Source organism: Stutzerimonas balearica DSM 6083, from assembly GCF_000818015.1.
GTDB classification, from domain to species: domain Bacteria; phylum Pseudomonadota; class Gammaproteobacteria; order Pseudomonadales; family Pseudomonadaceae; genus Stutzerimonas; species Stutzerimonas balearica.
On record NZ_CP007511.1, the window covers coordinates 259,678 to 281,227 of the forward strand.

At 65.3% G+C, this 21,550-nt stretch carries 25 protein-coding genes and 1 other RNA gene; 14 read left to right on the plus strand and 12 right to left on the minus strand.

Annotated elements, in window-relative coordinates; translation table 11 throughout:
* Positions 1–13 precede the first annotated feature (13 nt).
* The 3 genes from hisA (at position 14) to CL52_RS01125 (ending at position 2,508) form a co-directional block, all read left to right on the plus strand.
* Positions 14–757, plus strand: a complete 744-nt coding sequence (gene hisA, locus CL52_RS01115; RefSeq protein ID WP_043217915.1) for a 1-(5-phosphoribosyl)-5-[(5-phosphoribosylamino)methylideneamino]imidazole-4-carboxamide isomerase — start codon at positions 14–16, stop codon at positions 755–757.
* Between the two features lie 142 nt (positions 758–899).
* Positions 900–1,670, plus strand: coding sequence for an imidazole glycerol phosphate synthase subunit HisF (gene hisF, locus CL52_RS01120; RefSeq protein WP_043217917.1), 771 nt, complete (start codon positions 900–902; stop codon positions 1,668–1,670).
* An 88-nt stretch (positions 1,671–1,758) separates the two neighbouring features.
* The gene (locus CL52_RS01125; RefSeq protein ID WP_041108762.1) at positions 1,759–2,508 is read left to right on the plus strand and encodes a substrate-binding periplasmic protein; all 750 of its coding nucleotides are present in this window, start codon (positions 1,759–1,761) and stop codon (positions 2,506–2,508) included.
* 34 nt (positions 2,509–2,542) lie between these two features.
* On the opposite strand, the gene CL52_RS01130 is transcribed toward CL52_RS01125, so the two are convergent.
* The 6 genes from CL52_RS01130 to gpmI all read right to left on the minus strand — a co-directional run bounded on the left by CL52_RS01130 (position 2,543) and on the right by gpmI (position 8,994).
* Complete coding sequence (locus tag CL52_RS01130; RefSeq protein WP_041108760.1) at positions 2,543–3,400, minus strand: SPFH domain-containing protein; 858 nt, start codon at positions 3,398–3,400, stop codon at positions 2,543–2,545.
* Positions 3,401–3,444: 44 nt separating this feature from the next.
* Positions 3,445–3,888: an NfeD family protein gene (locus tag CL52_RS01135; protein ID WP_043217918.1), complete on the minus strand. Its 444-nt coding sequence runs from the start codon at positions 3,886–3,888 to the stop codon at positions 3,445–3,447.
* A gap of 75 nt (positions 3,889–3,963) precedes the next feature.
* Entirely contained in the window at positions 3,964–4,728 is a 765-nt protein-coding gene (locus CL52_RS01140; RefSeq protein WP_052264611.1) for a divergent polysaccharide deacetylase family protein, read from the minus strand.
* Between the two features lie 29 nt (positions 4,729–4,757).
* On the minus strand, positions 4,758–6,089 hold the full coding sequence (locus tag CL52_RS01145) for a S41 family peptidase (RefSeq protein WP_043217922.1): 1,332 nt from the start codon (positions 6,087–6,089) through the stop codon (positions 4,758–4,760).
* Positions 6,090–6,113: 24 nt separating this feature from the next.
* Positions 6,114–7,358, minus strand: coding sequence for a murein hydrolase activator EnvC family protein (locus CL52_RS01150; protein ID WP_043217923.1), 1,245 nt, complete (start codon positions 7,356–7,358; stop codon positions 6,114–6,116).
* A 97-nt stretch (positions 7,359–7,455) separates the two neighbouring features.
* Positions 7,456–8,994 carry a 2,3-bisphosphoglycerate-independent phosphoglycerate mutase gene (gene gpmI / locus CL52_RS01155; protein ID WP_043217924.1) on the minus strand — a complete coding sequence of 513 codons (1,539 nt, stop codon included), beginning with the start codon at positions 8,992–8,994 and terminating at the stop codon, positions 7,456–7,458.
* 141 nt (positions 8,995–9,135) lie between these two features.
* Between gpmI and CL52_RS01160 the strand changes: the two genes are divergently transcribed.
* Genes CL52_RS01160 through secB form a run of 3 tightly spaced genes read left to right on the plus strand, consistent with a single transcriptional unit; the run spans position 9,136 to position 10,339 of the window.
* Entirely contained in the window at positions 9,136–9,549 is a 414-nt protein-coding gene (locus CL52_RS01160) for a rhodanese-like domain-containing protein (protein ID WP_041108748.1), read from the plus strand.
* A 2-nt stretch (positions 9,550–9,551) separates the two neighbouring features.
* On the plus strand, positions 9,552–9,806 hold the full coding sequence (gene grxC / locus CL52_RS01165) for a glutaredoxin 3 (protein ID WP_041108746.1): 255 nt from the start codon (positions 9,552–9,554) through the stop codon (positions 9,804–9,806).
* Positions 9,807–9,856: 50 nt separating this feature from the next.
* On the plus strand, positions 9,857–10,339 hold the full coding sequence (gene secB, locus CL52_RS01170) for a protein-export chaperone SecB (RefSeq protein ID WP_043217925.1): 483 nt from the start codon (positions 9,857–9,859) through the stop codon (positions 10,337–10,339).
* A 41-nt stretch (positions 10,340–10,380) separates the two neighbouring features.
* On the opposite strand, the gene CL52_RS01175 is transcribed toward secB, so the two are convergent.
* Entirely contained in the window at positions 10,381–11,358 is a 978-nt protein-coding gene (locus tag CL52_RS01175; RefSeq protein ID WP_043217927.1) for an NADPH:quinone oxidoreductase family protein, read from the minus strand.
* Positions 11,359–11,529: 171 nt separating this feature from the next.
* On the opposite strand from CL52_RS01175, the gene CL52_RS01180 reads away from it, so the two are divergent.
* Positions 11,530–11,934, plus strand: coding sequence for a flagellar basal body-associated protein FliL (locus tag CL52_RS01180; protein WP_041108741.1), 405 nt, complete (start codon positions 11,530–11,532; stop codon positions 11,932–11,934).
* Here CL52_RS01180 and CL52_RS01185 read toward each other — a convergent pair.
* Positions 11,924–12,391 (minus strand): EVE domain-containing protein, encoded by a 468-nt coding sequence (locus CL52_RS01185; protein WP_041108739.1) that lies wholly within the window; start codon positions 12,389–12,391, stop codon positions 11,924–11,926. The genes CL52_RS01180 and CL52_RS01185 overlap by 11 nt on opposite strands.
* A 182-nt stretch (positions 12,392–12,573) precedes the next feature.
* Here CL52_RS01185 and CL52_RS21280 point away from each other — a divergent pair, with 182 nt between their 5' ends.
* Positions 12,574–12,723, plus strand: coding sequence for a hypothetical protein (locus CL52_RS21280; RefSeq protein ID WP_165562265.1), 150 nt, complete (start codon positions 12,574–12,576; stop codon positions 12,721–12,723).
* On the opposite strand, the gene CL52_RS01190 is transcribed toward CL52_RS21280, so the two are convergent.
* The 4 genes from CL52_RS01190 to CL52_RS01200 form a co-directional block, all read right to left on the minus strand.
* The gene (locus tag CL52_RS01190) at positions 12,720–13,352 is read right to left on the minus strand and encodes a 5-formyltetrahydrofolate cyclo-ligase (protein ID WP_052264503.1); all 633 of its coding nucleotides are present in this window, start codon (positions 13,350–13,352) and stop codon (positions 12,720–12,722) included. The two genes, CL52_RS21280 and CL52_RS01190, sit on opposite strands and share 4 nt — an antisense overlap.
* Positions 13,353–13,358: 6 nt before the next feature.
* Positions 13,359–13,537: non-coding RNA, 6S RNA (gene ssrS, locus CL52_RS20390), on the minus strand.
* A gap of 182 nt (positions 13,538–13,719) precedes the next feature.
* Positions 13,720–14,034: a cell division protein ZapA gene (locus tag CL52_RS01195; protein ID WP_041108737.1), complete on the minus strand. Its 315-nt coding sequence runs from the start codon at positions 14,032–14,034 to the stop codon at positions 13,720–13,722.
* A complete protein-coding gene (locus tag CL52_RS01200; protein ID WP_041108734.1) occupies positions 14,031–14,240 on the minus strand; it encodes a TIGR02449 family protein in 210 nt (69 codons plus the stop codon). The genes CL52_RS01195 and CL52_RS01200 overlap by 4 nt, the downstream gene beginning before the upstream one ends.
* Positions 14,241–14,359: 119 nt before the next feature.
* Here CL52_RS01200 and CL52_RS01205 point away from each other — a divergent pair, with 119 nt between their 5' ends.
* From CL52_RS01205 to CL52_RS01230, 6 genes are all read left to right on the plus strand, one after another.
* Positions 14,360–14,914: a YecA/YgfB family protein gene (locus CL52_RS01205; RefSeq protein WP_043217929.1), complete on the plus strand. Its 555-nt coding sequence runs from the start codon at positions 14,360–14,362 to the stop codon at positions 14,912–14,914.
* Between the two features lie 9 nt (positions 14,915–14,923).
* Positions 14,924–16,258: a Xaa-Pro aminopeptidase gene (gene pepP, locus CL52_RS01210; RefSeq protein WP_043217931.1), complete on the plus strand. Its 1,335-nt coding sequence runs from the start codon at positions 14,924–14,926 to the stop codon at positions 16,256–16,258.
* Between the two features lies 1 nt (position 16,259).
* Entirely contained in the window at positions 16,260–17,438 is a 1,179-nt protein-coding gene (gene ubiH, locus CL52_RS01215) for a 2-octaprenyl-6-methoxyphenyl hydroxylase (protein ID WP_041108730.1), read from the plus strand.
* 61 nt (positions 17,439–17,499) lie between these two features.
* Positions 17,500–18,720: a 2-octaprenyl-3-methyl-6-methoxy-1,4-benzoquinol hydroxylase gene (locus tag CL52_RS01220; RefSeq protein ID WP_043217932.1), complete on the plus strand. Its 1,221-nt coding sequence runs from the start codon at positions 17,500–17,502 to the stop codon at positions 18,718–18,720.
* 97 nt (positions 18,721–18,817) lie between these two features.
* Positions 18,818–19,819 carry an extracellular solute-binding protein gene (locus tag CL52_RS01225; protein ID WP_043217933.1) on the plus strand — a complete coding sequence of 334 codons (1,002 nt, stop codon included), beginning with the start codon at positions 18,818–18,820 and terminating at the stop codon, positions 19,817–19,819.
* Between the two features lie 112 nt (positions 19,820–19,931).
* Entirely contained in the window at positions 19,932–21,542 is a 1,611-nt protein-coding gene (locus CL52_RS01230; RefSeq protein ID WP_041108724.1) for an ABC transporter permease, read from the plus strand.
* The last annotated feature ends 8 nt before the right edge of the window (positions 21,543–21,550 follow it).

A 21,550-nucleotide genomic window follows, 5' to 3' on the forward strand; every position in this document is an offset into this window, starting at 1 on the left:
ACAGGTTCAAGCCATGCTGATTATCCCCGCTATCGATCTCAAGGACGGCGCCTGCGTACGTCTGCGCCAGGGCCTGATGGACGACGCCACGGTGTTTTCCGACGACCCGGTGGCCATGGCTGCCAAGTGGGTCCAGGCCGGCTGCCGCCGCCTGCATCTGGTCGACCTCAACGGTGCCTTCGAAGGCCAGCCAGTCAACGGCGAGGTGGTCACCGCCATTGCCAAGCGTTACCCGGACCTGCCGATCCAGATCGGCGGCGGCATCCGTACCCTGGAAACCATCGAGCACTACGTGCGCGCCGGTGTCAGCTACGTGATCATCGGCACCAAGGCGGTGAAAGAGCCGGAGTTCGTCAGTGAAGCCTGCCGCGCCTTCCCGGGCAAGGTGATCATCGGCCTGGACGCCAAGGACGGCTTCGTAGCCACCGATGGCTGGGCGGAAGTTTCCAGTGTTCAGGCCACCGACCTGGCCCGCCGTTTCGAGGCCGATGGCGTCTCGGCGATCGTCTACACCGACATCGCCAAGGACGGCATGATGCAGGGCTGCAACGTCGAGGCGACCGTGGCGCTGGCGAACGCCAGCCGCATCCCGGTGATCGCCTCCGGCGGCATCCATAACATCGGCGACATCCAGAAGCTGCTCGATACCAACACGCCGGGTATCGTCGGCGCCATCACCGGCCGGGCGATCTACGAAGGCACGCTCGACGTCGCCGAGGCGCAGGCGCTCTGCGACCTGAAAGACAAGGACGAGTGATGCGCTGAACTGCGGTGGATCGGTGAAGCGTGATCCAGCCTGCACACAGAAGGACGAGTAAGCCGTAGGGTGGGCAACGCTTCGCTTGCCCGCCGTGCATTCGGTGACCCGGTGGATGCCCACCCAACGAGAGAGATCGACCATGGCCCTGGCCAAACGCATCATTCCCTGCCTCGACGTGGACAACGGCCGCGTGGTCAAGGGCGTCCAGTTCGAGAACATTCGCGACGCCGGCGACCCGGTGGAAATCGCCCGCCGCTACGACGAGCAGGGCGCCGACGAGATCACCTTCCTCGACATCACCGCCAGCGTCGACAACCGTGACACCACCCTGCACACCGTCGAGCGCATGGCCAGCCAGGTGTTCATCCCGCTGACCGTGGGCGGCGGCGTGCGCAGCGTGCAGGACATCCGCAACCTGCTCAATGCCGGCGCCGACAAGGTCTCGATCAATACCGCCGCGGTGTTCAATCCGGACTTCGTTGGCGAGGCCGCGGACCGTTTCGGCTCGCAATGCATCGTCGTCGCCATCGATGCGAAGAAGGTCTCCGCGCCGGGCGAGCCGGGTCGCTGGGAAATCTTCACCCATGGCGGGCGCAAGCCCACCGGCCTGGATGCGGTGGCCTGGGCGAAAAAGATGGAAGACCTCGGTGCCGGCGAGATCCTGCTGACCAGCATGGACCAGGACGGCGTGAAGAGCGGCTACGACCTGGGCGTCACCCGCGCCATCAGCGAGGCGGTAGGCGTGCCGGTGATCGCTTCCGGGGGTGTCGGCAATCTGCAGCACCTGGCCGATGGGATTCTCGAAGGCAAGGCCGATGCGGTGCTGGCGGCGAGCATTTTCCACTTTGGCGAATACACCGTTCCGGAGGCCAAGGCCTACCTCGCCGCCCGCGGTATCGTGGTGCGCTGAGTGACCCGGCGCCGTTGGCGCCCTGAAGAGGGAGCGAGTACGAGGACCTGTCCGCCGGAGCGCGGACGTCACCAGGAGGACGACACAGATGTTCAAGGCGCTGATCACAACAATGGCCGCCACGCTGCTCGGCTGCACGCTGGCGCATGCCGAGCCCACCCCGCGCATCGACCTGCTCACCGAGAATTTCCCGCCGTACAACATGGCCGAAGACGGCAAGAACTTCGCCCGTGACGAGCACATCAGCGGTATCGCCGCCGACATCGTTCGCGAGATGTTCCAGCGTGCCGGCATCGAATACACCCTGACGTTGCGCTTTCCCTGGGAGCGCATCTACAAGATGACGCTGGACAACCCCGATTACGGCATCTTCGTGACTGCGCGCCTGCCCGAGCGGGAGGCGTTGTTCAAATGGGTGGGGCCGATCGGGCCGGATGACTGGGTATTGCTGGCGCGCGCCGACAGCCCGATCACGCTGCGTAGCCTCGACGAGGCGCGCCAGTATCAGATCGGTGCCTACAAGGGCGACGCGATTGCCGAGCATCTCGAGGGGCAGGGGCTGCAGCCGCAGCTGGCATTGCGCGATCAGGAGAACGTGAAGAAGCTGATCGACGGCAAGATCGACCTCTGGGCCACCGGCGATCCGGCCGGGCGCTATCTGGCACGTCAGGATGGGGTAACCGGTCTCAAGCGCGTGCTGCGTTTCGACAGTGCCGAGCTTTATCTGGCACTGAACAAACAGGTCGACGACCAGACCGTCCAGCGCCTGCAACAGGCGCTGGATCAGATGCGTGCCGATGGCACGGTGGACGCGATCAACGCGCGCTATCTGGACTGAGTCCCGAGCGGCGGCAGGCTGGCGTCGCCGCCGATCACAGTTTGGCCTTGCCGAGCAAGCCGCCCAGCGTCGTCTGCAGGTCGGCCGGCAACACGACCATCTTGGCGTTGCCGCTGCTGGCAAGGTTCTCCAGCGAGGTGATGTACTTCTCGCCGAGCAGGTACATCATCGGGCCGCTGTCGTTGCCGATGCTCTCGGCCACCAGCTTGATCGCAGTGGCCGAAGCCGTGGCCAGCTCGACCTGCGCCGAGGCGTCGCGCTTGGCTGATTCCAGGCGCGCCTCGGCTTCGAGAATCGCCGCCTGCTTGGCGCCCTCTGCGCGGGTGACGGTTGCCTTGCGCTCGCGCTCGGCGGCGGCCTGCATCTCCATTGCGCGCTGCATGGACTCCGACGGCGAGATGTCCTGAATCTCTATGCCCTTGACGGTCAGGCCCCAGTCGCCGGCCTGCTCGGCCATGCTGTCGCGCAGCTTGGCCTTGATGATGTCGCGCGACGACAACGCCTCGTCGAGCTCCATCTCGCCGATGATCTGGCGCAGGGTGGTCTTGGTCAGGTTGGAGATCGCCGACTTGTAGTCGGTGACACCGTAGACCGCCTTCACCGGATCGGTGACCTTCACGAAGCACAGCGCGTTGGTCAGGATCACCGCGTTGTCCTTGGTGATCACTTCCTGCTGCTCGATGTCGAGAATCTGGTCCTTGGTCACCAGCTTGTAGGCGACGTTATCCATGTAGGGAATGAGGATGTTGAGGCCGGGGATCAGCGTGCGCTGGTAGCGGCCGAGGCGTTCGACGATCCACTCGTCGCCCTGCGGAACCAGGCGCACACCCTTGGCGATGGTGATGAGAATGATGGCCGCGACCACGACCGCAATGACAAGACCGGGTGTCATAAAACTGCTTCCTTGTTGAGTGAGTTGATCCGTTTGAACCGGGCTCAGGTCCGTGCAACTTTCACGCAGTTGCCTTCGAAGGCGAGGATGCGCACCCGTTCGCCTGCGGGGATGGCCTCTTCGGCCATGCAGGTCCACTGCTCGCTGCCCAGGATTGGCTTCTGGAAGCGCACCTTACCGTGCTGGAAGGGCGCGACGGCGCTGACCAGCAAGCCGATCTCGCCGATGACCTCGCCCTGTGCCGTGCCGGACTGGGTCTTCAGCCGATCGCCGGCGAACACCCGGAACCAGAGCAGCACCATGACCAGCGAGGCGCCGCTCCACAGGGCGATCTGTGCGGTCAGCGAAAGCCCGGGTAGCAGCCACAGGGCCAGCGCCACCAGCAGCGCGCCGACACCGAACCAGAGAATGAAGAACGAGGGCACCACCAGCTCCATGATGATCAGTACGGCGCCCGCGACGATCCAATACCACCACTGAATATCCATGCCTGTCCCGCTCCCCTGTGCGCTCCGGCCACTGCGCTAGGTTATACGGACCGCGCGCTTGGCGGCACCTCGAAATCAGCGGATTGTGCTGGCCGACCGATACCGGCCGCCTTTGCCGTGTGCGGCCATGGCGCGGTTGCCACGGGTGGCGATCATCTGGCCGAGGCTGATCCAGTCGATGCCGCGCCCGGCCAGGCGCGGTAGCTCGCGTTCGAGCAGGCTCAGGGTGCTGTCATAGGGATGGCCGATGAGGACCACCGATCCCTGCCGGCGCGCCAGTGCGACGGCGGCCTGGAAGCGCTCGGCGACCGCCGCCGGGCTGGCGTCGTCGTCGAGAAAAATGTCGCGCGACAGGCTCGCCAGTTGGACCTGTTGTGCGCTCGCCGCGGCCACCGTGCGCGGGGTGGTGCGACTGTCGAGGAAGAACAGGCGGCGTCGCTGCAGCTCACGCATCAACTGGCTCATCGCCTCGGGCTGCTCGGTCATCGCGCTACCCATGTGATTGTTGACGCCGCTGGCATGCGGGACCGCGGCCAGTGCGGCTTCCAGGCGACGCTGGCGCTCGGCGCCTGGCAACTGCGGTTGCCAGGCGAAGGGGCCACCCGCTGGGGCCATGGGCAGGTGCAGCATCACCGTCTTGCCGGCACGCGCTGCGGTGATCGCCAATTCCCGGGCATGCGGGGTGTCGGGCAGGATCGCCAGCGCCACCGGGCCGGGCAGCGCCAGGACCCGACGGTCGCGGGCCGAACTCTGCCCAAGGTCATCGATGACCAGTGCCAGACGAGGCCGTTCGGCCGGTGCCGCGGCCAGGCAGGCTGGCGCCACCAGGCTGAACGCCAGGCCGAGCGCCAGCCAACCGCGGGCCACGTTCACTGCCCGCGGGTGAGGTTCAGGCCCTTGAGCAGGTTGAGCGCCTGGCCGAGCTGGTAGTCCTCGTCCTGCGGGCGTGCCTTGTCGGCGGCAAAACTGCTGCTCGGCCGGTCCGCGCCGCCGTTGCCATTGCCCAGATGGCCGGCCAGGTCGGCCTCACGCAGCATTTCGCCGGCCTGCTCGCGGGTCAGCTTGGCGCGGGCGACCTCGATGTCCGGAACGATGCCCTGGGCCTGGATCGAACGCCCGCTCGGCGTGTAGTACAGGGCCGTGGTCAGTTTCAGCGCGCGGTCGTTGTTCAGCGGCAGCACGGTCTGTACCGAACCCTTGCCGAAGCTGTCGGTTCCCATCACTACGGCGCGCTTGTGGTCCTGTAGCGCGCCGGCGACGATTTCCGATGCCGAGGCGCTGCCGCCATTGATCAGCACCACCAGCGGTACGCCTTCGCTGGCATCGGCCGGGTCGGCGGAGAAACGCAGCTCGGAATTGGCAATGCGGCCCTTGGTGTAGACGATCAGTCCCTTGGTGAGGAAGTGATCGGAGACTTCCACCGCAGCCTGCAATACGCCGCCAGGGTTGTTGCGCAGATCCAGCACCAGACCGCTGAGCTTCTTGCCGCCGTTGTCTTTCTTCAGGCGGGCCAGCGCCTTGCCGACCTCTTCTCCGGTGTTGACCTGGAACTGGGTGACGCGCAGGTAGCCGTAGCCGGGCTCGAGCAGCTGGCTCTTGACACTCTTGACCTTGATCACTGCTCGGGTGAGCTTGACGTCGTACGGCTTGCCGCCTTCGCGGACCAGGGTGAGAGTGATGTCGCTGCCCGGCTTGCCACGCATCTGTGCGACGGCGTCCATCATCGACATGCCCTTGGTGGGCTTGCCGTCGATCTTGATGATCAGATCGCCGGCCTCGATACCGGCCCGCGAGGCTGGCGTGTCGTCGATCGGCGAAACCACCTTGATGAAGCCGTCCTCGACGCCCACTTCGATGCCAAGGCCACCGAACTCGCCACTGGTGCTCTCCTGCAGCTCGGCGAAGGCATCGGGCTCGAGGTAGGCCGAGTGCGGGTCGAGGTTGCTGAGCATGCCCTTGATGGCGTTTTCCAGCAGCGTCTTGTCGTCCACCGGTTCCACATAAGACGCCTTGATGCGGTCGAGCACCTCGGCGAAGGTGCGCAGCTCGTCGAGCGGCAAGGGCGCCTTGTCCGTCGTGGCGGGCGGCTCGGCGGCCGCCGCCTGTGGTGCCGGCTCTTGGGCCCAGGCAAGGCCGTACGAGCCTAGCGTGACGGCCAGGGCCACCAGGGAAGGACGTGCAAAGCGACGCAGGTGCAGCATGTCAAACTCCAGTCATCAGGGGCGCTAACCTTGCGCGCGGCACCATTGCGCCGGGTCGCTGGGGCGGCCCTGTTGGCGAATGGCGAAATAGAGCGCGGCGGTCTCCTGACCGCCGCTGGTTCCGACCGTGGCGATAGGGTCGCCGGCCTTGACGATGTCGCCGGCGTCACGCAGCAGGCTCTGGTTATGGCCGTACAGGCTGAGATAGCCGTTGCCGTGATCCAGAATCACCAGCAGCCCGGCGCCGCGCAACCAGTCGGCGAACACCACGCGCCCACCGTGCACCGCGCGGACCGGGGTGCCGGCCTGCGCGCCGATCAGCACACCGTCCCACTTGGTTCGAGCGTCGCCACCGCGCGGAGTGCCGTAGCGGGCGACGATGCGTCCATCGACTGGCCATGGCAGCTTGCCTTTGGCCTTGGCGAACGGGCCGCCGAAGCTGTTGCCCGCGCTGGATACCAGAGGGCCGCCGCCCCCGGCACCCGCACCCCCGCGCTGCTGCTCACGCGCGGCTGCCAGCGCACGCTGACGCGCCGCCTCGGCTTCGCGAGCCTGACGGGCGAGGGTCTGTTCGATGGTGTTGAGGACGCGCTCGAGCTGAGCCTGGTCTTCGCGGCGGGCCTGCAGTTTCTGTTCGCGTGAGGCGATGTCGCGGTTGAGCTTGGCCAGCGCCTGGCGACGCTCCTGGCGAGCCTCGGCCAGCTGCGCACGGCGCTGTTCCAGCCCGTCACGGCGCTCGGCAAGCCTGGCCTGTTCGGCGGCGATATCGGCCTCCACATTGGCCAATTGCCGCAGCGTCTCGTTGAACTGTGCCACCTGCTCGAAGCGGGCTTTGCTCAGGTAGTCGTAATAGGTCAGCGTGCGGCTGAATTTCTCCGGGTTCTGCTGGTTGAGCAGCAGCTTCAGGTACTCCTGGCGGCCATTGCGGTAGGCCGCTCGTGCCTGAATGCCGATCAGGCGCTGCTGCTCGATACGCGCGCCTTCGAGCGTGGTCTTCTCGTCGTCCAGTTTCTGCAGTTCGGCTTCGCCGCGGTCGATCTCGTGCTGCAGCGTATCGACCTGCTTCTCCAGCTCGCCCATCTCGCTCTCGGTAGCCTTGAGCTGCTTCTGGATGCCGGTCTTTTCCTGCTCGATGGTTTTGAGCAGTTTCTGCAGCTCGGCGATGTCCTTGCGGGCGGCTTCGATCTGCTGCTGCGTGGCCGCACGCTCGTCGGCGATGACGGAGCCTGCCAGGCAGAGCATTACCAGTGCGAAGAGGGCGCGGAGCATGCGGGCTTACCGGAGGAACTGGACGGCCTAGTATGCCTAAAAACATGGCCGGAAGCTTGGCGGCGATCGCGCCCCGTCTGGCTTCCGGCCGATGGCGTCAGTCGTTGAGCTGAATGATCGAATGGCCGGTCATCTCCTCCGGCACCGGCAACCCCAGCAGGGTCAGCATCGTTGGAGCGACGTCCGCGAGCACGCCGCCTTCGCGAATGCTCGCCTTGCGCTTGCCGACATAGATGAAGGGCACCGGCTCGCAGGTATGGGCGGTATGCGCTTGCCCGGTCACGACATCTTCCATCTGTTCGACGTTGCCGTGGTCGGCGGTGATCAGGGCTTCGCCGCCAACCTTCTCCAATGCCTCGACCAGGCGGCCCATGCAGGCGTCTAGCGTCTCGACCGCCTTGACGGCGGCCTCGAACACGCCGGTATGACCGACCATGTCGCCGTTCGCGTAGTTGACGACGATCACGTCGTAACGCTGGTTCTCGATGGCTTCGACGATGCGATCGGTCACCTCGGGCGCGCTCATTTCCGGCTGCAGGTCGTAGGTGGCGACTTTCGGCGAGGGGATGAGGATGCGCTCTTCGCCCTCGAACGGCTCTTCGCGGCCGCCCGAGAAAAAGAAGGTCACATGGGCGTACTTCTCGGTCTCGGCGATGCGCAGCTGGGTCTTGCCATTCTTGGCCAGGTACTCGCCGAGCACGTTGTTCAGGGCCTCCGGGGCGAAGGCCGCCGGTGCCTGGATGCTCGCGGCATACTGGGTAAGCATGACGAAGCCTGCCAGTTGCGGCGTGCGGGCGCGCTGGAACTCGCTGAAGCCCGGTTCGACGAAGCAGCGAGTCAGCTCGCGCGCACGGTCGGCGCGGAAGTTCATGAACACCACGGCATCGCCATCCTCGACGCGCACCGGCTCGCCGACAGTGGTGGCCTTGACGAATTCATCGCTTTCGCCACGCTCGTAGGCGGCAATCAGGCCGTCCACGGCGTAGTCGGCGTGGAATTCGCTCTGGCCCTCGACGATCAGCTTGTAGGCCTGCTCGACGCGCTCCCAGCGATTGTCGCGATCCATGGCGTAGTAACGCCCGATCAGGCTGGCGATGCGGCCCTTGCCCAGGCGGGTGAACGTGGTCTGCATCAGTTCGATGGAGCTCTGGGCGCTCTTGGGCGGTGTGTCGCGGCCGTCAAGGAATGCATGCAGGTAGATTTTCTCGGCGCCGCGCTTGGCGGCCAGTTCGGCCATTGCGACCAGGTGGTCCTGGTGGCTGTGCACGCCGCCGTCGGAAAGCAGGCCGAGGATGTGCACTGCCTTGCCGGCCCCGACGGCCTTGTCCACGGCTTCGCAGATCGCCGGATTGCTGAAGAAATCGCCGTCACGGATGGCTTTGGTGACGCGCGTGAAGTCCTGATACACCACCCGGCCGGCGCCAAGGTTCATGTGGCCGACCTCGGAGTTGCCCATCTGGCCATCCGGCAACCCGACGTCCATGCCGCTACCGGAGATCAGGCCGTGCGGCTGCGTGGCGAGCAGGCGATCGTAGACCGGGGTGTGGGCGGCATGGATGGCATTGAAGTCAGGGCTGTCGCTGTGTCCGAAGCCGTCGAGAATGACCAATACCAGGGGTTTGGGTGCGGAAGGCATCGCGTGAGGGCTCCTTGGCGCAGGGCGAAAAAAGGCGACCAGTCTACTGTCTGGACTGTTGCAGGTCACGATTGATCAGGGTTCAGCCGCCTGGGGGCGCTGTGTATACTGGCCCGCATTTTATCGCCTGGGTACCTGTTGATGCTCGCTAACCTGATTGAATTTGTCTCTAACCACTATGTGCTGAGCAGCCTGTTCGTCGTGCTGCTGGTGCTGCTGGTGATCACCGAGGCCCGCAAGGGCGGCAAGAGCCTGACTTCGCGCGAGCTGACGACGATGGTCAATGGTGGCCAGGGCGTGGTGTTGGACGTGCGTCCGAAGAAGGAGTTCGCCACCGGCCACATCGTCGACGCATTGAACATTCCGCACGACAAGCTGGTCAGCCGAATGGGCGAGCTGGAAAAACACAAGGGCAAGACCCTGATCGTGGTCGATGCCATGGGACAGCACGCCGGAGCGGTCTGCCGGGATCTACAGAAGGCAGGCTTCACCGCCGCCAAGCTGTCCGGAGGGATCTCGGCCTGGCGCGGCGACAATCTGCCAGTGGTCAAGTGAACATGCCCAAGGTCGTCATCTATACCACCGCCTGGTGCCCCTTCTGTGTCCGGGCCAAAGCCCTGCTCGACAACAAGGGCGTCGCCTATGAAGAAATCGCCGTCGACGGCAAACCGGCTTTGCGCGCCGAGATGGCGAGCAAGGCCGGGCGCACGTCGGTGCCGCAGATCTGGATCGGCGAGCGGCATGTCGGAGGGTGTGACGACCTGTATGCGCTCGAACGCGCCGGGCGGCTGGACGCGTTGCTCCAGGCCTGATGGCGCCGCTCTCTCTTCCATAACGACACGCACAACAGAAGGCTCATGAAATGACCGAACAAGCCAATAACGGTGCCGCCGCGAACGAGCAGCAGGGCGCGCAATTTTCCCTGCAGCGTATCTATGTTCGCGACCTGTCCTTCGAGGCACCGAAGAGCCCGGAGATTTTCCGTCAGGAATGGAACCCGAGCGTCGCGCTGGATTTGAATACCAAGCAGAAACCGCTGGAAAGCGATTTCTTCGAAGTGGTGCTGACCCTGTCGGTGACCGTCAAGACGGGCGAGGAGGTTGCCTTCATCGCCGAGGTGCAACAGGCCGGCATCTTCCTGATCAAGGGGCTGGACGCCGGCGCCATGAGCCATACTCTTGGCGCCTTCTGCCCGAACATCCTGTTCCCCTACGCTCGCGAGGCGCTCGACAACCTGGTCACGCGTGGCTCGTTCCCGGCATTGATGCTGGCGCCGGTGAACTTCGATGCGCTCTATGCGCAGGAGATGGCGCGGATGCAGCAGGGTGGTCAGGCACAGCACTGAGTGCCTTGAGGCGGGTCGCGAGCGATCCGCCTCGTCCTTCCTTACCTGACGGTTACCACCAGCTTGCCGATCGCCTTGCGCTGCCCCAGCGCGGCAATCGCCTCACCGGTGCGCTCGAGTGGGTAACGGTGCGAAATCACTGGTTTGAGCTTGCCTTCGGCGTACCAGGCGAACAGCTGCTTGAAGTTCGCGGCATTGTCATGCGGCTGGCGTTGCGCAAAGGCGCCCCAGAATACGCCGACCAGCGCGGCACCCTTGAGCAGGGGCAGGTTGGCTGGCAGCGAAGGAATCTCCCCGGCGGCAAAGCCGACCACCAGCATACGGCCGTTCCAGGCGATGCTGCGAAACGCCTCCTCGAACAGGCCGCCGCCGACCGGGTCGTAGATCACATCCACGCCTTGCCCACCGGTCAGTTCTTTCAGACGCTCTTTCAGGCTTGCCTCGGTGTAGTTGATCAGTTCGTCGGCACCGGCCTGGCCAGCGGTCTCCAGCTTCTCATCGGTGGAGGCGGCTGCGATCACACGGGCGCCCATGGCCTTGCCGATCTCGACTGCCGCCAGACCGACTCCCCCGGAGGCGCCGAGCACCAGCAGCGTTTCGCCCGGTTGCAGGTTGCCACGCTGCTTCAGAGCGTGCATCGAGGTGCCATAGGTCATGCTGAATGCGGATGCGGTCTCGAAGTCCATGCCGTCGGGGATCGGCAGCGCGTTGTAGGCCGGCACTGCGACCTGCTCGGCAAAGCTGCCCCAGCCGGTGAGGCCCATGATCCGGTCCCCTGGCTTCAGGTGGCTGACCTTCTCGCCTACTGCAGCGACCACGCCGGCCGCCTCGCCACCCGGGGAAAATGGAAAGGGGGGCTTGAATTGGTACTTGCCTTCGATGATCAGCGTGTCGGGAAAATTCACGCTGGCAGCGTGCACGTCGAGCAGGACTTCGTTGGGCTTGATGCTCGGGCTGGGCACCTCATCGAGGACCAGGTTTTCGGGCGGGCCGAAATTTTTGCAGAGAACGGCTTTCATCGGGGTTCCTTTATAGGTGTTTTTGGCGGCCGTGATGCCTGGAGTCTAGGCGGCCGTGATTCAGGAACAACGAGCATGGCCGTCTGTAATGGCAGTGCATAAACCGTTCGCAGGCTTGGGTCGCGCCGCTCGACTGGTTATGCTGGCGCAATCTCATTCTGGAGCTCGCCCGTGAAGCGCATCATCGCTCTTGTCTTTGCCCTAGGTCTGGCGCTGCCGGTCTGCGCCGAGGAGCCTGCCGCCGAAGAGGGGGCGCCACAGGTCGTCTATTACGCACTGGTGCCTGCGCTGGTCGGCAATTATGGTGGCGGAGAGCGATTGAAGTACTACAAGGCCGACGTGGCCCTGCGCATCACTGGCAAGGAAGCCGAGGAGAAGGTCAAGCATCACGAGCCGCTGATCCGCAATCAGCTGGTCATGCTGTTCTCTCAGCAGACCGATGCGAGCCTCGGCAGCGTCGAGGCCAAGGAGCAGTTGCGTCAGGAGGCGCTCAAGCAGGTCCAGGAGGTGCTCACGCAGGAAGAGGGCAAGCCGCTGGTGGACGACCTGCTGTTCAACAACCTGATCATTCAGTGAGCAGTGCATCGCGCAGGTTGAGCACTGCCTGCCACTGTTGTTCATCCACCGGCATCACCGACAGTCGGCTGCCTTTCCTGACCAGCGCGAGTTCGGAGAGGCGCGGGTCGGCCTTGAGCAGGGGCAGGCTCAGTACCTCGCCGAAGCGTTCGACGAACTCGATATCCACGGCGCTCCAGGGGTTGTTGGCGTCGCTGGCTTTCGGGTCGAAATAGTCGCTCTGTGGGTCGAGTGCCAGCGGGTCGGGATAGGCGCTCCGCGTGATTCGGCCTATGCCGGCGATACCGGGCGTGGCGCAACTGGAGTGATAGAAGTAGAACAGGTCACCGGCGGCCATCTGCCGGATGAAATTCCGCGCCTGGTAATTGCGCACGCCGTCCCAGCGGCCAGCGCCCCTGTTTTCAAGGTCGCGGATGGAAAATTCATCAGGTTCGGACTTCATCAGCCAGTAGTGCATGGCGGCTCTCCGGAGGGTTTTTGTTAGCTCTGTCGCGGCTCCGACAATCGGCTATACGCGCCATTTGCGCAGAGCGATTGCTTGACGGAAAATGCCGCGGCTGTTGAGTTGGGTCGTCGAAACCAGAACGAAAAAAACCGTTTCGACGTGGACGATTCGCCTTGCAGGGGGAGGCGATCATTATGAAGCGCAAACCGGATATTCTCTGGGTTTTGGTACTTATCTTCGGGCTCGGTGTGGTCACCACCGGCTACACGCAGAGTCTCTGGGAGCGGCAGGCCGAGCCAGGCGGCGCGCCGGTCCTCCAGACCACCACGCAGGCTCAGCGCTAGTCATTCGGATCGTGGCGCGAACAGGTCTCCGGGCGATACCAGTCTCGGTCCGTCACGGTCGCATCCAGTGCCACATCCCAGCTCGCAAGCGGCAGGCGGTCGACCTTCTGACATTCGTGGGCCAGGCCCAATAGGGTGGGCTTGCGCCAGCTCTTCTGGCGGGTGCGGTAAGCCAGGCTGCGGTCGTAGAAGCCGCCTCCCATGCCCAGCCGGCCGCCGGCCTCGTCGAAGCCCACCAGCGGCATCAGCAATAGATCCAGCGTCCAGACCTTCCGCTGAGCTTCGCGTGCTCGCACGGGTTCGGGTATTCCGTAGCGGTTCGGCCTGAGTCGCTCGCCGGGTCGTACGCGTTGAAAGATCATCCGTGTGCGCGGCCATGGATCGAGCACGGGAAGGTAGGTGGCCTTTCCTCGTCGCTGGGCAGCGCGCAGCAATGGGCGCGGATCGATTTCGCCATCGTTGGGCAGGTATAGGGCGATGTGCCGAGCGCGCCGAAACAGCGGGTGTTGGGCGAGCAGGCGATAGAGGCGTTGCGCGGCGAGCCGTTGCTCGAGCGGTGAAAGGCTGCGGCGAGCCTGGCGGAGTTGCCGCCGTAAAGCGGCGCGAGACAGGCCCGCGGCGCTGATCATGAAAGGTAGCTCCCCAGCATGCCGCTGCCGGCGTAGGCCCTTGAACCCGAGAGTTCAAGGTGGCGACTACAGAGAACCTTCAGGCTTTCCGTCAGGCGGACATGCACACCGGTCCCACGTGTAGCCTCCATGGTGTTGCTTATCGGGAGAGGGTCATCGCCGACTGGCGCACATGCCAGGGAGTTGCGGGGATTATACCTCAATGCTTTTGCATCTGTTCCCGTTTCATCGGGCATCGCGGCGCTACGACGAATGGTTTTCAGTGAGGGGCCGCCGAGGCTGCACGTGCGCGCCATGCTGCCGCCGGCCGCGCGGGACCTCGGCTTCCGTACGGTGACGCGCAGAGGATGGTTCACTCGACGTTCGATCAGTTGCCTGAGGGGTTCGGGTCGGTAGCCAAGGCGCTGTCGACGCGCTCGAGCAGCATGCGCACGTGCTCGCGGGCGCTGCTGGCTTCGGCGTCGAGCTGGTCGTTCTTGTGCAGCAGTTCGTGGGTGATGTTCAGCGCAGCCATCACCGCCACGCGGTCGGCGCCGATCACCTTGCCGCTGCTGCGGATGTCGCGCATCTTGCGATCCAGATAGCGCGCGGCGCCTTCCAGGTTGCTGCGCTCCTCGGGCGGACAGGCGATGCAGTATTCCTTGTCCATGATGTGCACGGTGACGGTGTTCGGCTGGGTCATGAGTCCTGCTCCAGGGCTTTCAGGCGCGAAATCATCGATTCGACCTTCAACCGGGCCATTTCGTTCTTTTCGATCAGATGAGCGCGCTCCTCGCGCCAGGCCTGCTCGTTCGCCTGCAGCAGGCGATTCTGGGCCTTGAGTTGCTCGATGCGCTGGATCAGCTGCTCGAGCTTGGCGGTCAGCAATCGCAGATCGGCGTCTTCCATGGGATTCCTACTAGGGGGCGCGGGCAGGGCCGCCGGGCTTCGATGGTCTTGCCGCAATCGCCGATGCTAGGATACGGAGCCTTCATTCTAGTCATTGCGCTCTGGTGCGCCTAGCCGCCATGTCGATTCAAGCTTCCCCTTATGCAGCCTTCGCCAGTTTGCTGCAGAACGCTCCGCAAGCCGTCTCCCTCGCCGAACTGCACGGGCTGCTGCTCGGGCGCAGCTGTGCCGGCGCCAGTTTCGATCCCGATGCCTGGCTGACCGATGCCGCCGATCTGCTTGGCGAGATGCCCGAAGGCCCGGTCCGGCAGGCGCTGATCGGCCTGCAGGAAATGGTCAAGAACGAACTGGCCGGCGAGGACGTCGCACTGGTTCTGCTGCTGCCCAGCGACGAGGCCAGCCTGACCGAGCGCGCCGTGGCCCTCGGCCAGTGGTGTCAGGGTTTCCTGGCCGGCTTCGGCCTGACCGCGGGTGATCGTGCGCTGAGCGACGAGGCGCGCGAGGTGCTGCAGGATCTCGCTGCCATCGCGCAGATCCAGGACTCGCTGGAGGAGTCCGAGGACGGCGAGAACGACTACATGGAGGTGATGGAGTACCTGCGCGTCGCGCCGCTGCTGCTGTTCGCCGAATGCGCCAAGCCTCTGCCGCCCACCGCCAAACCTTCCTTGCACTGAGATGTCCCGATGACTCGCATCCCGAAATCGGAATATGCCCGTCGGCGCAAGACGCTGATGGAGCAGATGGGCCCCGACAGTATCGCCATCCTGCCTGCCGCGCCGATGTACATCCGCAACCGGGACGTCGAGCACGTCTATCGCCAGGACAGCGACTTCCAGTACCTCTCCGGGTTTCCCGAGCCCGAAGCGGTGATCGCGCTGATTCCCGGCCGCGAACACGGCGAATACGTGCTGTTCTGCCGCGAGCGCGACCCCGAGCGCGAGCTCTGGGACGGGCTGCGTGCCGGTCAGGACGGCGCAGTGCGCGACTACGGTGCCGACGATGCCTTTCCGATCGGCGACATCGATGACATCCTGCCCGGCCTGATCGAAGGTCGCGAGCGCGTCTACTACGCCATCGGCAGCAACGAGTCGTTCGACCACCGGCTGATGGAGTGGATCAAGACCATTCGCTCCAAGGCCCGCCAGGGCGCACAGCCGCCCAGCGAGTTCGTCGCGCTCGACCACCTGCTGCATGATCTGCGGCTGTACAAATCGGCGGCCGAGGTGAAGGTGATGCAGGCCGCGGCCGAGATCTCCGCGCGGGCGCATGTGCGGGCGATGCAAGCGGCGCGCCCTGGCTTGTTCGAGTATCACCTCGAGGCCGAATTGGATTACGAGTTTCGCAAGGGCGGGGCAAAGATGCCGGCCTACGGCTCGATTGTCGCCAGCGGGCGCAACGCCTGCATCCTGCATTACCGGGAGAACGACCAGCCGCTGAAGGACGGCGACCTGGTGCTGATCGACGCGGGGTGCGAGATCGACTGCTACGCCAGCGACATCACCCGCACCTTCCCGGTCAACGGCCGGTTTTCGGCAGAGCAGAAGGCCATCTACGAGCTGGTGCTGGCTGCCAACGAGGAGGCGTTCAAGCACATCGCGCCAGGCAGGCACTGGAACGAGGCCCACGAAGCCACCGTGCGGGTCATCACGGCCGGGCTGGTCGAACTCGGCTTGCTGCAGGGCGAGGTCGATGCGCTGATTGCCAGCGAAGCCTACAAGCCGTTCTACATGCATCGCGCCGGCCACTGGCTGGGCATGGACGTGCATGATGTCGGCGATTACAAGGTGGGCGGCGTCTGGCGCGAGCTCGAGCCGGGTATGTGCATGACCGTAGAGCCCGGCATCTACATCGCGGCCGACAACCAGAACGTCGAGCGCCGCTGGCGGGGAATCGGTGTGCGCATCGAGGATGACGTCGTGGTCACCAAGACCGGCTGCCAGGTTCTGACCGGCGGCGTGCCCAAGCGCGTCGAGGAGATCGAGGCGCTGATGGCCGCTGTGCGAGAAGAGGGGCTCTGACTTGAGCACACTGGCGATTATCGGCGGTGGGCTGGTAGGCGCCAGCCTGGCGCTGGCCTTGCAGGCCGGCGCCCGTGAACGCGGCTGGATGATCCAGCTGATCGAGCCTTTCGCACCTGGCGATGAATACCAGCCGAGCTACGATGCCCGCTCCACGGCGCTGTCCTATGGCACCCGGCTGATCTACGAGCGCCTCGGCATCTGGGCCGAGATTGCCAGGCGCGCCGAGCCGATCCGGCGCATCCATGTCTCCGAGCGCGGCAAGTTCGGCGCGACCCGGCTGGATGCCTCGAACGAAGGGGTGCCGGCGCTCGGCTATGTGGTCGAGAACGCCTGGATCGGCCACTGCCTCTGGCAGGCGCTGGACGATACGGTCATCACTCGCCGCTGCCCGGCGGAAGTCGCGGCGCTGGAACCGATCGAGACGGGTTATCGCCTGACCCTTGCCGATGGCGCGACGCTCGACTGCGCACTCGCCGTGCTCGCCGACGGTGGGCGTTCGGCCCTGCGCGAGCAGCTGGGTATTCATGTGCGGCGTCGGCCCTATGGGCAGACGGCGCTGATCGCCAATGTCACGCCCGGCCAGCCGCATCAGGGCCTGGCCTACGAGCGTTTCACCGAGCAGGGGCCCATGGCCTTGCTGCCGTTGCCCGATGATCGTTGTGCGCTGGTCTGGACGCGCTCGCATGCCGATGCCGAGCAGCTGGCGCTGCTTGATGACACGCCGTTTCTCGAAGCCTTGCAGCAGGCTTTTGGCTTTCGCCTAGGCGGCTTCCGCCAGGTCGGTACACGCCACCTCTATCCGTTGGCATTGGTCGAAGCCGAGGAGCAGGTGCGCAGCGGGCTGGTGGTGCTCGGCAATGCGGCGCACAGCCTGCACCCCATCGCCGGGCAGGGCTACAACCTGTCGCTGCGCGACGTCGATGCACTGGCCGATGCGCTGCTAAGCAGTCGTGCGCCGTTGGGTGACCCGGCGCTGCTGCATGACTATGCGCTGCGCCAGCAGCGCGATCAGTGGATTACCGTGGGGTTTTCCGATCAGGTAACCCGGCTCTTCGGCGACTCGGGGCCCTTCGTCTCGGCCGGGCGCAGTCTCGGGCTGATCGGCCTGGACCTGCTGCCGCCGGCCAAGCGCTGGTTCGCCCGTCAGGCGATGGGCCTTGGCGTACGACCGCGCTGAGTCGCGGGCACCAATCACAATCTTGCAGCCGGTGCGCGATGGGCGCCCAAAGGAGAAGCAGATGCAGGCGGATCTGGTCATCGTCGGCGCCGGCATGGTCGGCAGTACGCTCGCGCTGGCCCTGGCCGGTAGTGGGCTGAGCATTCTGGTCGTCGATGCCGGCGCGCTCGAGGTGCCGGCTTTCGAAGCGGCAGCGCCCTTCGAGCCGCGGGTCAGCGCTTTGTCGATGGCCAGTCAGCGCATCCTCGAGCGCGTGGGCGCCTGGCCCGGCATCGTCTCCCGCCGCGCCTGTCGATACACCGACATGCGGGTATGGGACGGATCAGGCACCGGGCAGATTCACTTCTCCGCTGCGTCGGTGCATGCCGAGGCGCTCGGGCATATCGTCGAGAATCGCGTGGTGCAGGACGCGTTGCTCGACGCCCTGCGCGCCGGGGGCGAGATCGAGCTGCTCGGCAATGCATCGCTGCAGACGCTCGAGCGCGATGGCACGGGCTGGCAGATCGAACTGGCCGACGGCCGTCGGATCCGCTCGGAATTGGTGGTCGCGGCCGATGGCGCGCAATCGACGGTGCGTCGTCTGGCGGGCTGCGAGACGCGCGAGTGGGATTACCTGCACCATGCCATCGTGACCAGTGTGCGCTGCGCCGAACCCCACCTGCGCACGGCCTGGCAGCGCTTCACCGATGATGGCCCGCTGGCGTTTCTGCCGCTCGAGCGCGCCGGCGATCAGCACTGGTGCTCGATTGTCTGGTCGTGCACCGAGCCGGAGGCGCGCCGGCTCATGGCGCTCGATGACGAAGCGTTCCGCGCTGCGCTGGGTCGGGCCTTCGAATATCGTCTGGGCGAGATTCAATCGGTCGATCCGCGGCTGTGCATTCCGCTGCGCCAGCGTCACGCCAAGCGCTATGTGCAACCCGGCCTGGCGCTGGTCGGCGATGCCGCGCACGTCATCCATCCGCTGGCGGGGCAGGGTGTCAATCTTGGCCTGCTCGATGCCGCGACCCTGGCCGAGGTGCTGCACGCGGCGCTGACCCGCGGCGAGCGGCCCGGCGAGCTGCGCGTGCTTTCACGCTACGAACGTCGTCGCATGCCGCACAACCTGGCGATGATGGCGGCGATGGAGGGCTTCGAGCGTCTGTTCCAGGCCGATCCGCTGCCGCTGCGCTGGTTGCGCAACGCCGGGCTCAAGGGCGTCGAGGCGCTGCCCGAGCTCAAGTCGATGTTCGTACGGCAGGCCCTGGGCCTGACCAGTGATCTGCCGGAGCTGGCGCGCGCCTGAAACACGCTGCGACAGGCGGTCGCCCAATGTCGCATTGAGAAGCTAAATAACATTCACTATTATTTGGCTCTCCCAAGCTCCGCAAGAGGCACGCTACATGCAGGCAAGCAAAGGTTTTCTCGCCGCGTTGACCCTGACGGCCCTGTCGGGCGCCGTGCAGGCGGCCGATGAAGTCGTGGTGTATTCGTCGCGTATCGACGAGCTGATCAAGCCGGTGTTCGACGCCTATACCGAAAAGACCGGTGTGACCGTCAAGTTCATCACTGACAAGGAAGCGCCGCTGATGGCGCGGCTCAAGGCTGAAGGCGAGAACACGCCTGCCGACCTCTTGCTGACTGTCGATGGCGGCAACCTCTGGCAGGCCGAGCAGATGGGCATCCTGCAGCCGCTCGACTCCGAGGTGGTCAAGCAGAACATTCCGGCTCAGTACCGTTCCTCCAGCGATGCCTGGACCGGCCTGTCGCTGCGCGCGCGGACCATCGTCTACTCGCCGCAGCGGGTCAAGGAAGGCGAGTTGTCTACCTACGAGGCACTCGCGGGCGACAACTGGGAAGGCCGCCTGTGCCTGCGCACCAGCAAGAAGGTCTACAACCAGTCGCTGACCGCGACGATGATCGAGACCCACGGCGCGGAGAAGACCGAAGAAATCATCCGCGGCTGGGTCGACAACCTGGCCACCGATGTCTTTGCCGACGATACCGCGCTGATCCAGGCGATCGATGCCGGCCAGTGCGATGTGGGGATCGTCAACACCTACTACTACGGCCGTTTGCACAAGAGCGATCCGCAGTTGAAGGCCAAGCTGTTCTGGCCGAACCAGGGCGACCGCGGCGTACACGTCAACCTCTCGGGCATCGGTCTGACCAAGCATGCGCCGCATCCTGAAGCGGCGCGCAAGCTGGTCGAGTGGATGACCGGGCCGCAGGCGCAGAGCATCTTCGCTGACATCAACATGGAGTACCCGGCCAATCCGGCGGTGAAGCCGTCAGCCGAGGTTGCCAGCTGGGGCGAGTTCAAGGCCGACACCATTCCGGTGGAAGTCGCCGGCAAGCGCCAGGCCGAAGCGATCAAGCTGATGGATCGCGCTGGCTGGAACTGAGGTCTGGTGCGGGTGAGCGCCCGGGGCGCTTTCCCGCAGATTGCCGAGCTGATGCCGTTATACTCGACGCCCCCTCCATGGGGGCGTCGTCTTTCCTGCTGCCGAGGCCCGAGTGTCCCATCCCGTCGAGCACCGCTGGTATCCCATCGCCTTTGCCGTCGCCGCGCTGGTTCTGTTGCCGCTCAGCGTCTTGCTGCTCAGCTGGCACGAGGTCGACCGCGAGATCTGGTCGCACCTGTGGGAAACCCAGATGCCACGCTTGCTCGGCAATACCTTGACGCTGGTGGCCGGGGTCTCGATCGGCGTGACGCTGCTCGGGGTCAGCCTGGCCTGGCTGACGGCCCTGTGCGAATTCCCCGGGCGGCGCTGGCTGGACTGGGCGCTGATGCTGCCCTTCGCCATTCCCGCCTATGTCCTGGCGTTCGTCTTCATCGGCCTGCTGGATTTCGCCGGGCCGGTGCAGAGCCTGGCGCGCGAATGGTTCGGCAGCGACATCCGCTTCCCGCGGGTGCGCTCGACCGGTGGGGTGATCGTCGTGCTGGTGCTGGTCTTCTATCCCTATGTCTACCTGCTGGCACGCTCGGCCTTCCTGGCCCAGGGCAAGGGATTGATGGAGGCGGCACGGGTGCTGGGCCAGTCGCCGCTACAGGCGTTCTGGCACGTCGCGCTGCCAATGGCGCGCCCGGCGATCGGTGCGGGGCTGGCCCTCGCCCTGATGGAAACCCTGGCTGACTTCGGTGCGGTCTCGGTGTTCAACTTCGATACCTTCACCACGGCGATCTACAAGACCTGGTACGGCTTCTTCAGCCTCACCAGCGCGACCCAGCTAGCCAGCCTGCTGTTGCTGGCGGTGATGCTGGTGCTCTACGGCGAGCGGCGGGCCCGCGGTGCGGCGCGGCCGGCAAACGAGCGCGCGCGCAGCGCGGCGTTGTATCGGCTGCACGGCTGGAAGGCGCTCGCCGCGACCGCTTGGTGTGTGCTGGTGTTTCTCTGTGCCTTCGTCGTGCCTGTCCTGCAATTGTTGACCTGGTTGTGGCAGCGCGGACGCTTCGATCTCGATGAGCGATATGCCGCGCTGATCATGCACACCCTGTCGCTCGGCGGACTGGCTGCGGCGGTCACGGTGGGCGTCGCCCTGCTGCTTGCCTTTGCTCGCCGGCAGGCGCCGGTGCGCTCGATTCGCGCCGCAGTGGGGCTGGCGAACCTCGGCTATGCGTTGCCGGGGTCGGTGCTGGCCGTGGCGATCATGCTTGCGTTCAGCTACCTCGACCGCGAACTGGTGATTCCGCTGTCGACTTGGCTGGGCGGGGCTGGCAAGCCGATTCTGCTCGGCAGCCTCGGCGCGCTGCTGGTGGCTTACCTGATCCGCTTCATGGCGGTTGCCTTCGGCCCGCTGGAGAGCAGCCTCGCGCGCATCCGTCCTTCCCTGCCGCAGGCCTCGCGCAGCCTGGGCGTCGGTGGGCCGGCACTGTTCCTGCGGGTCTACCTGCCGCTGCTCCTGCCCGGCGCCCTGAGTGCCGCGCTGCTGGTTTTCGTCGATGTGCTCAAGGAGATGCCGGCTACGCTGATCATGCGGCCCTTCGGCTGGGACACGCTGGCCGTACGCATCTTCGAAATGACCAGCGAAGGGGAGTGGGCGCGTGCCTCGCTGCCGGCGTTGACGCTGGTGCTGGTCGGGTTGTTGCCGGTGGTGCTGCTGATACGCCGTTCGGCCAGGCGCTGAGCTCGCCG

Coding starts and splice junctions, on each gene's coding strand:
- CL52_RS01130 (WP_041108760.1), bottom strand. CDS start 3,400: ATGACACCCGGTCTTGTCATTGCGGTCGTGGTCGCGGCCATCATTCTC.
- CL52_RS01205 (WP_043217929.1), top strand. CDS start 14,360: ATGTCGATTCAAGCTTCCCCTTATGCAGCCTTCGCCAGTTTGCTGCAG.
- CL52_RS01175 (WP_043217927.1), bottom strand. CDS start 11,358: ATGAAAGCCGTTCTCTGCAAAAATTTCGGCCCGCCCGAAAACCTGGTC.
- CL52_RS01220 (WP_043217932.1), top strand. CDS start 17,500: ATGCAGGCGGATCTGGTCATCGTCGGCGCCGGCATGGTCGGCAGTACG.
- secB (WP_043217925.1), top strand. CDS start 9,857: ATGACCGAACAAGCCAATAACGGTGCCGCCGCGAACGAGCAGCAGGGC.
- CL52_RS01200 (WP_041108734.1), bottom strand. CDS start 14,240: ATGGAAGACGCCGATCTGCGATTGCTGACCGCCAAGCTCGAGCAGCTG.
- CL52_RS01225 (WP_043217933.1), top strand. CDS start 18,818: ATGCAGGCAAGCAAAGGTTTTCTCGCCGCGTTGACCCTGACGGCCCTG.
- hisF (WP_043217917.1), top strand. CDS start 900: ATGGCCCTGGCCAAACGCATCATTCCCTGCCTCGACGTGGACAACGGC.
- CL52_RS01160 (WP_041108748.1), top strand. CDS start 9,136: ATGCTCGCTAACCTGATTGAATTTGTCTCTAACCACTATGTGCTGAGC.
- pepP (WP_043217931.1), top strand. CDS start 14,924: ATGACTCGCATCCCGAAATCGGAATATGCCCGTCGGCGCAAGACGCTG.
- CL52_RS01125 (WP_041108762.1), top strand. CDS start 1,759: ATGTTCAAGGCGCTGATCACAACAATGGCCGCCACGCTGCTCGGCTGC.
- hisA (WP_043217915.1), top strand. CDS start 14: ATGCTGATTATCCCCGCTATCGATCTCAAGGACGGCGCCTGCGTACGT.
- CL52_RS01150 (WP_043217923.1), bottom strand. CDS start 7,358: ATGCTCCGCGCCCTCTTCGCACTGGTAATGCTCTGCCTGGCAGGCTCC.
- CL52_RS01190 (WP_052264503.1), bottom strand. CDS start 13,352: ATGATCAGCGCCGCGGGCCTGTCTCGCGCCGCTTTACGGCGGCAACTC.
- gpmI (WP_043217924.1), bottom strand. CDS start 8,994: ATGCCTTCCGCACCCAAACCCCTGGTATTGGTCATTCTCGACGGCTTC.
- grxC (WP_041108746.1), top strand. CDS start 9,552: ATGCCCAAGGTCGTCATCTATACCACCGCCTGGTGCCCCTTCTGTGTC.
- CL52_RS01145 (WP_043217922.1), bottom strand. CDS start 6,089: ATGCTGCACCTGCGTCGCTTTGCACGTCCTTCCCTGGTGGCCCTGGCC.
- CL52_RS01185 (WP_041108739.1), bottom strand. CDS start 12,391: ATGCACTACTGGCTGATGAAGTCCGAACCTGATGAATTTTCCATCCGC.
- CL52_RS01135 (WP_043217918.1), bottom strand. CDS start 3,888: ATGGATATTCAGTGGTGGTATTGGATCGTCGCGGGCGCCGTACTGATC.
- CL52_RS21280 (WP_165562265.1), top strand. CDS start 12,574: ATGAAGCGCAAACCGGATATTCTCTGGGTTTTGGTACTTATCTTCGGG.
- CL52_RS01195 (WP_041108737.1), bottom strand. CDS start 14,034: ATGACCCAGCCGAACACCGTCACCGTGCACATCATGGACAAGGAATAC.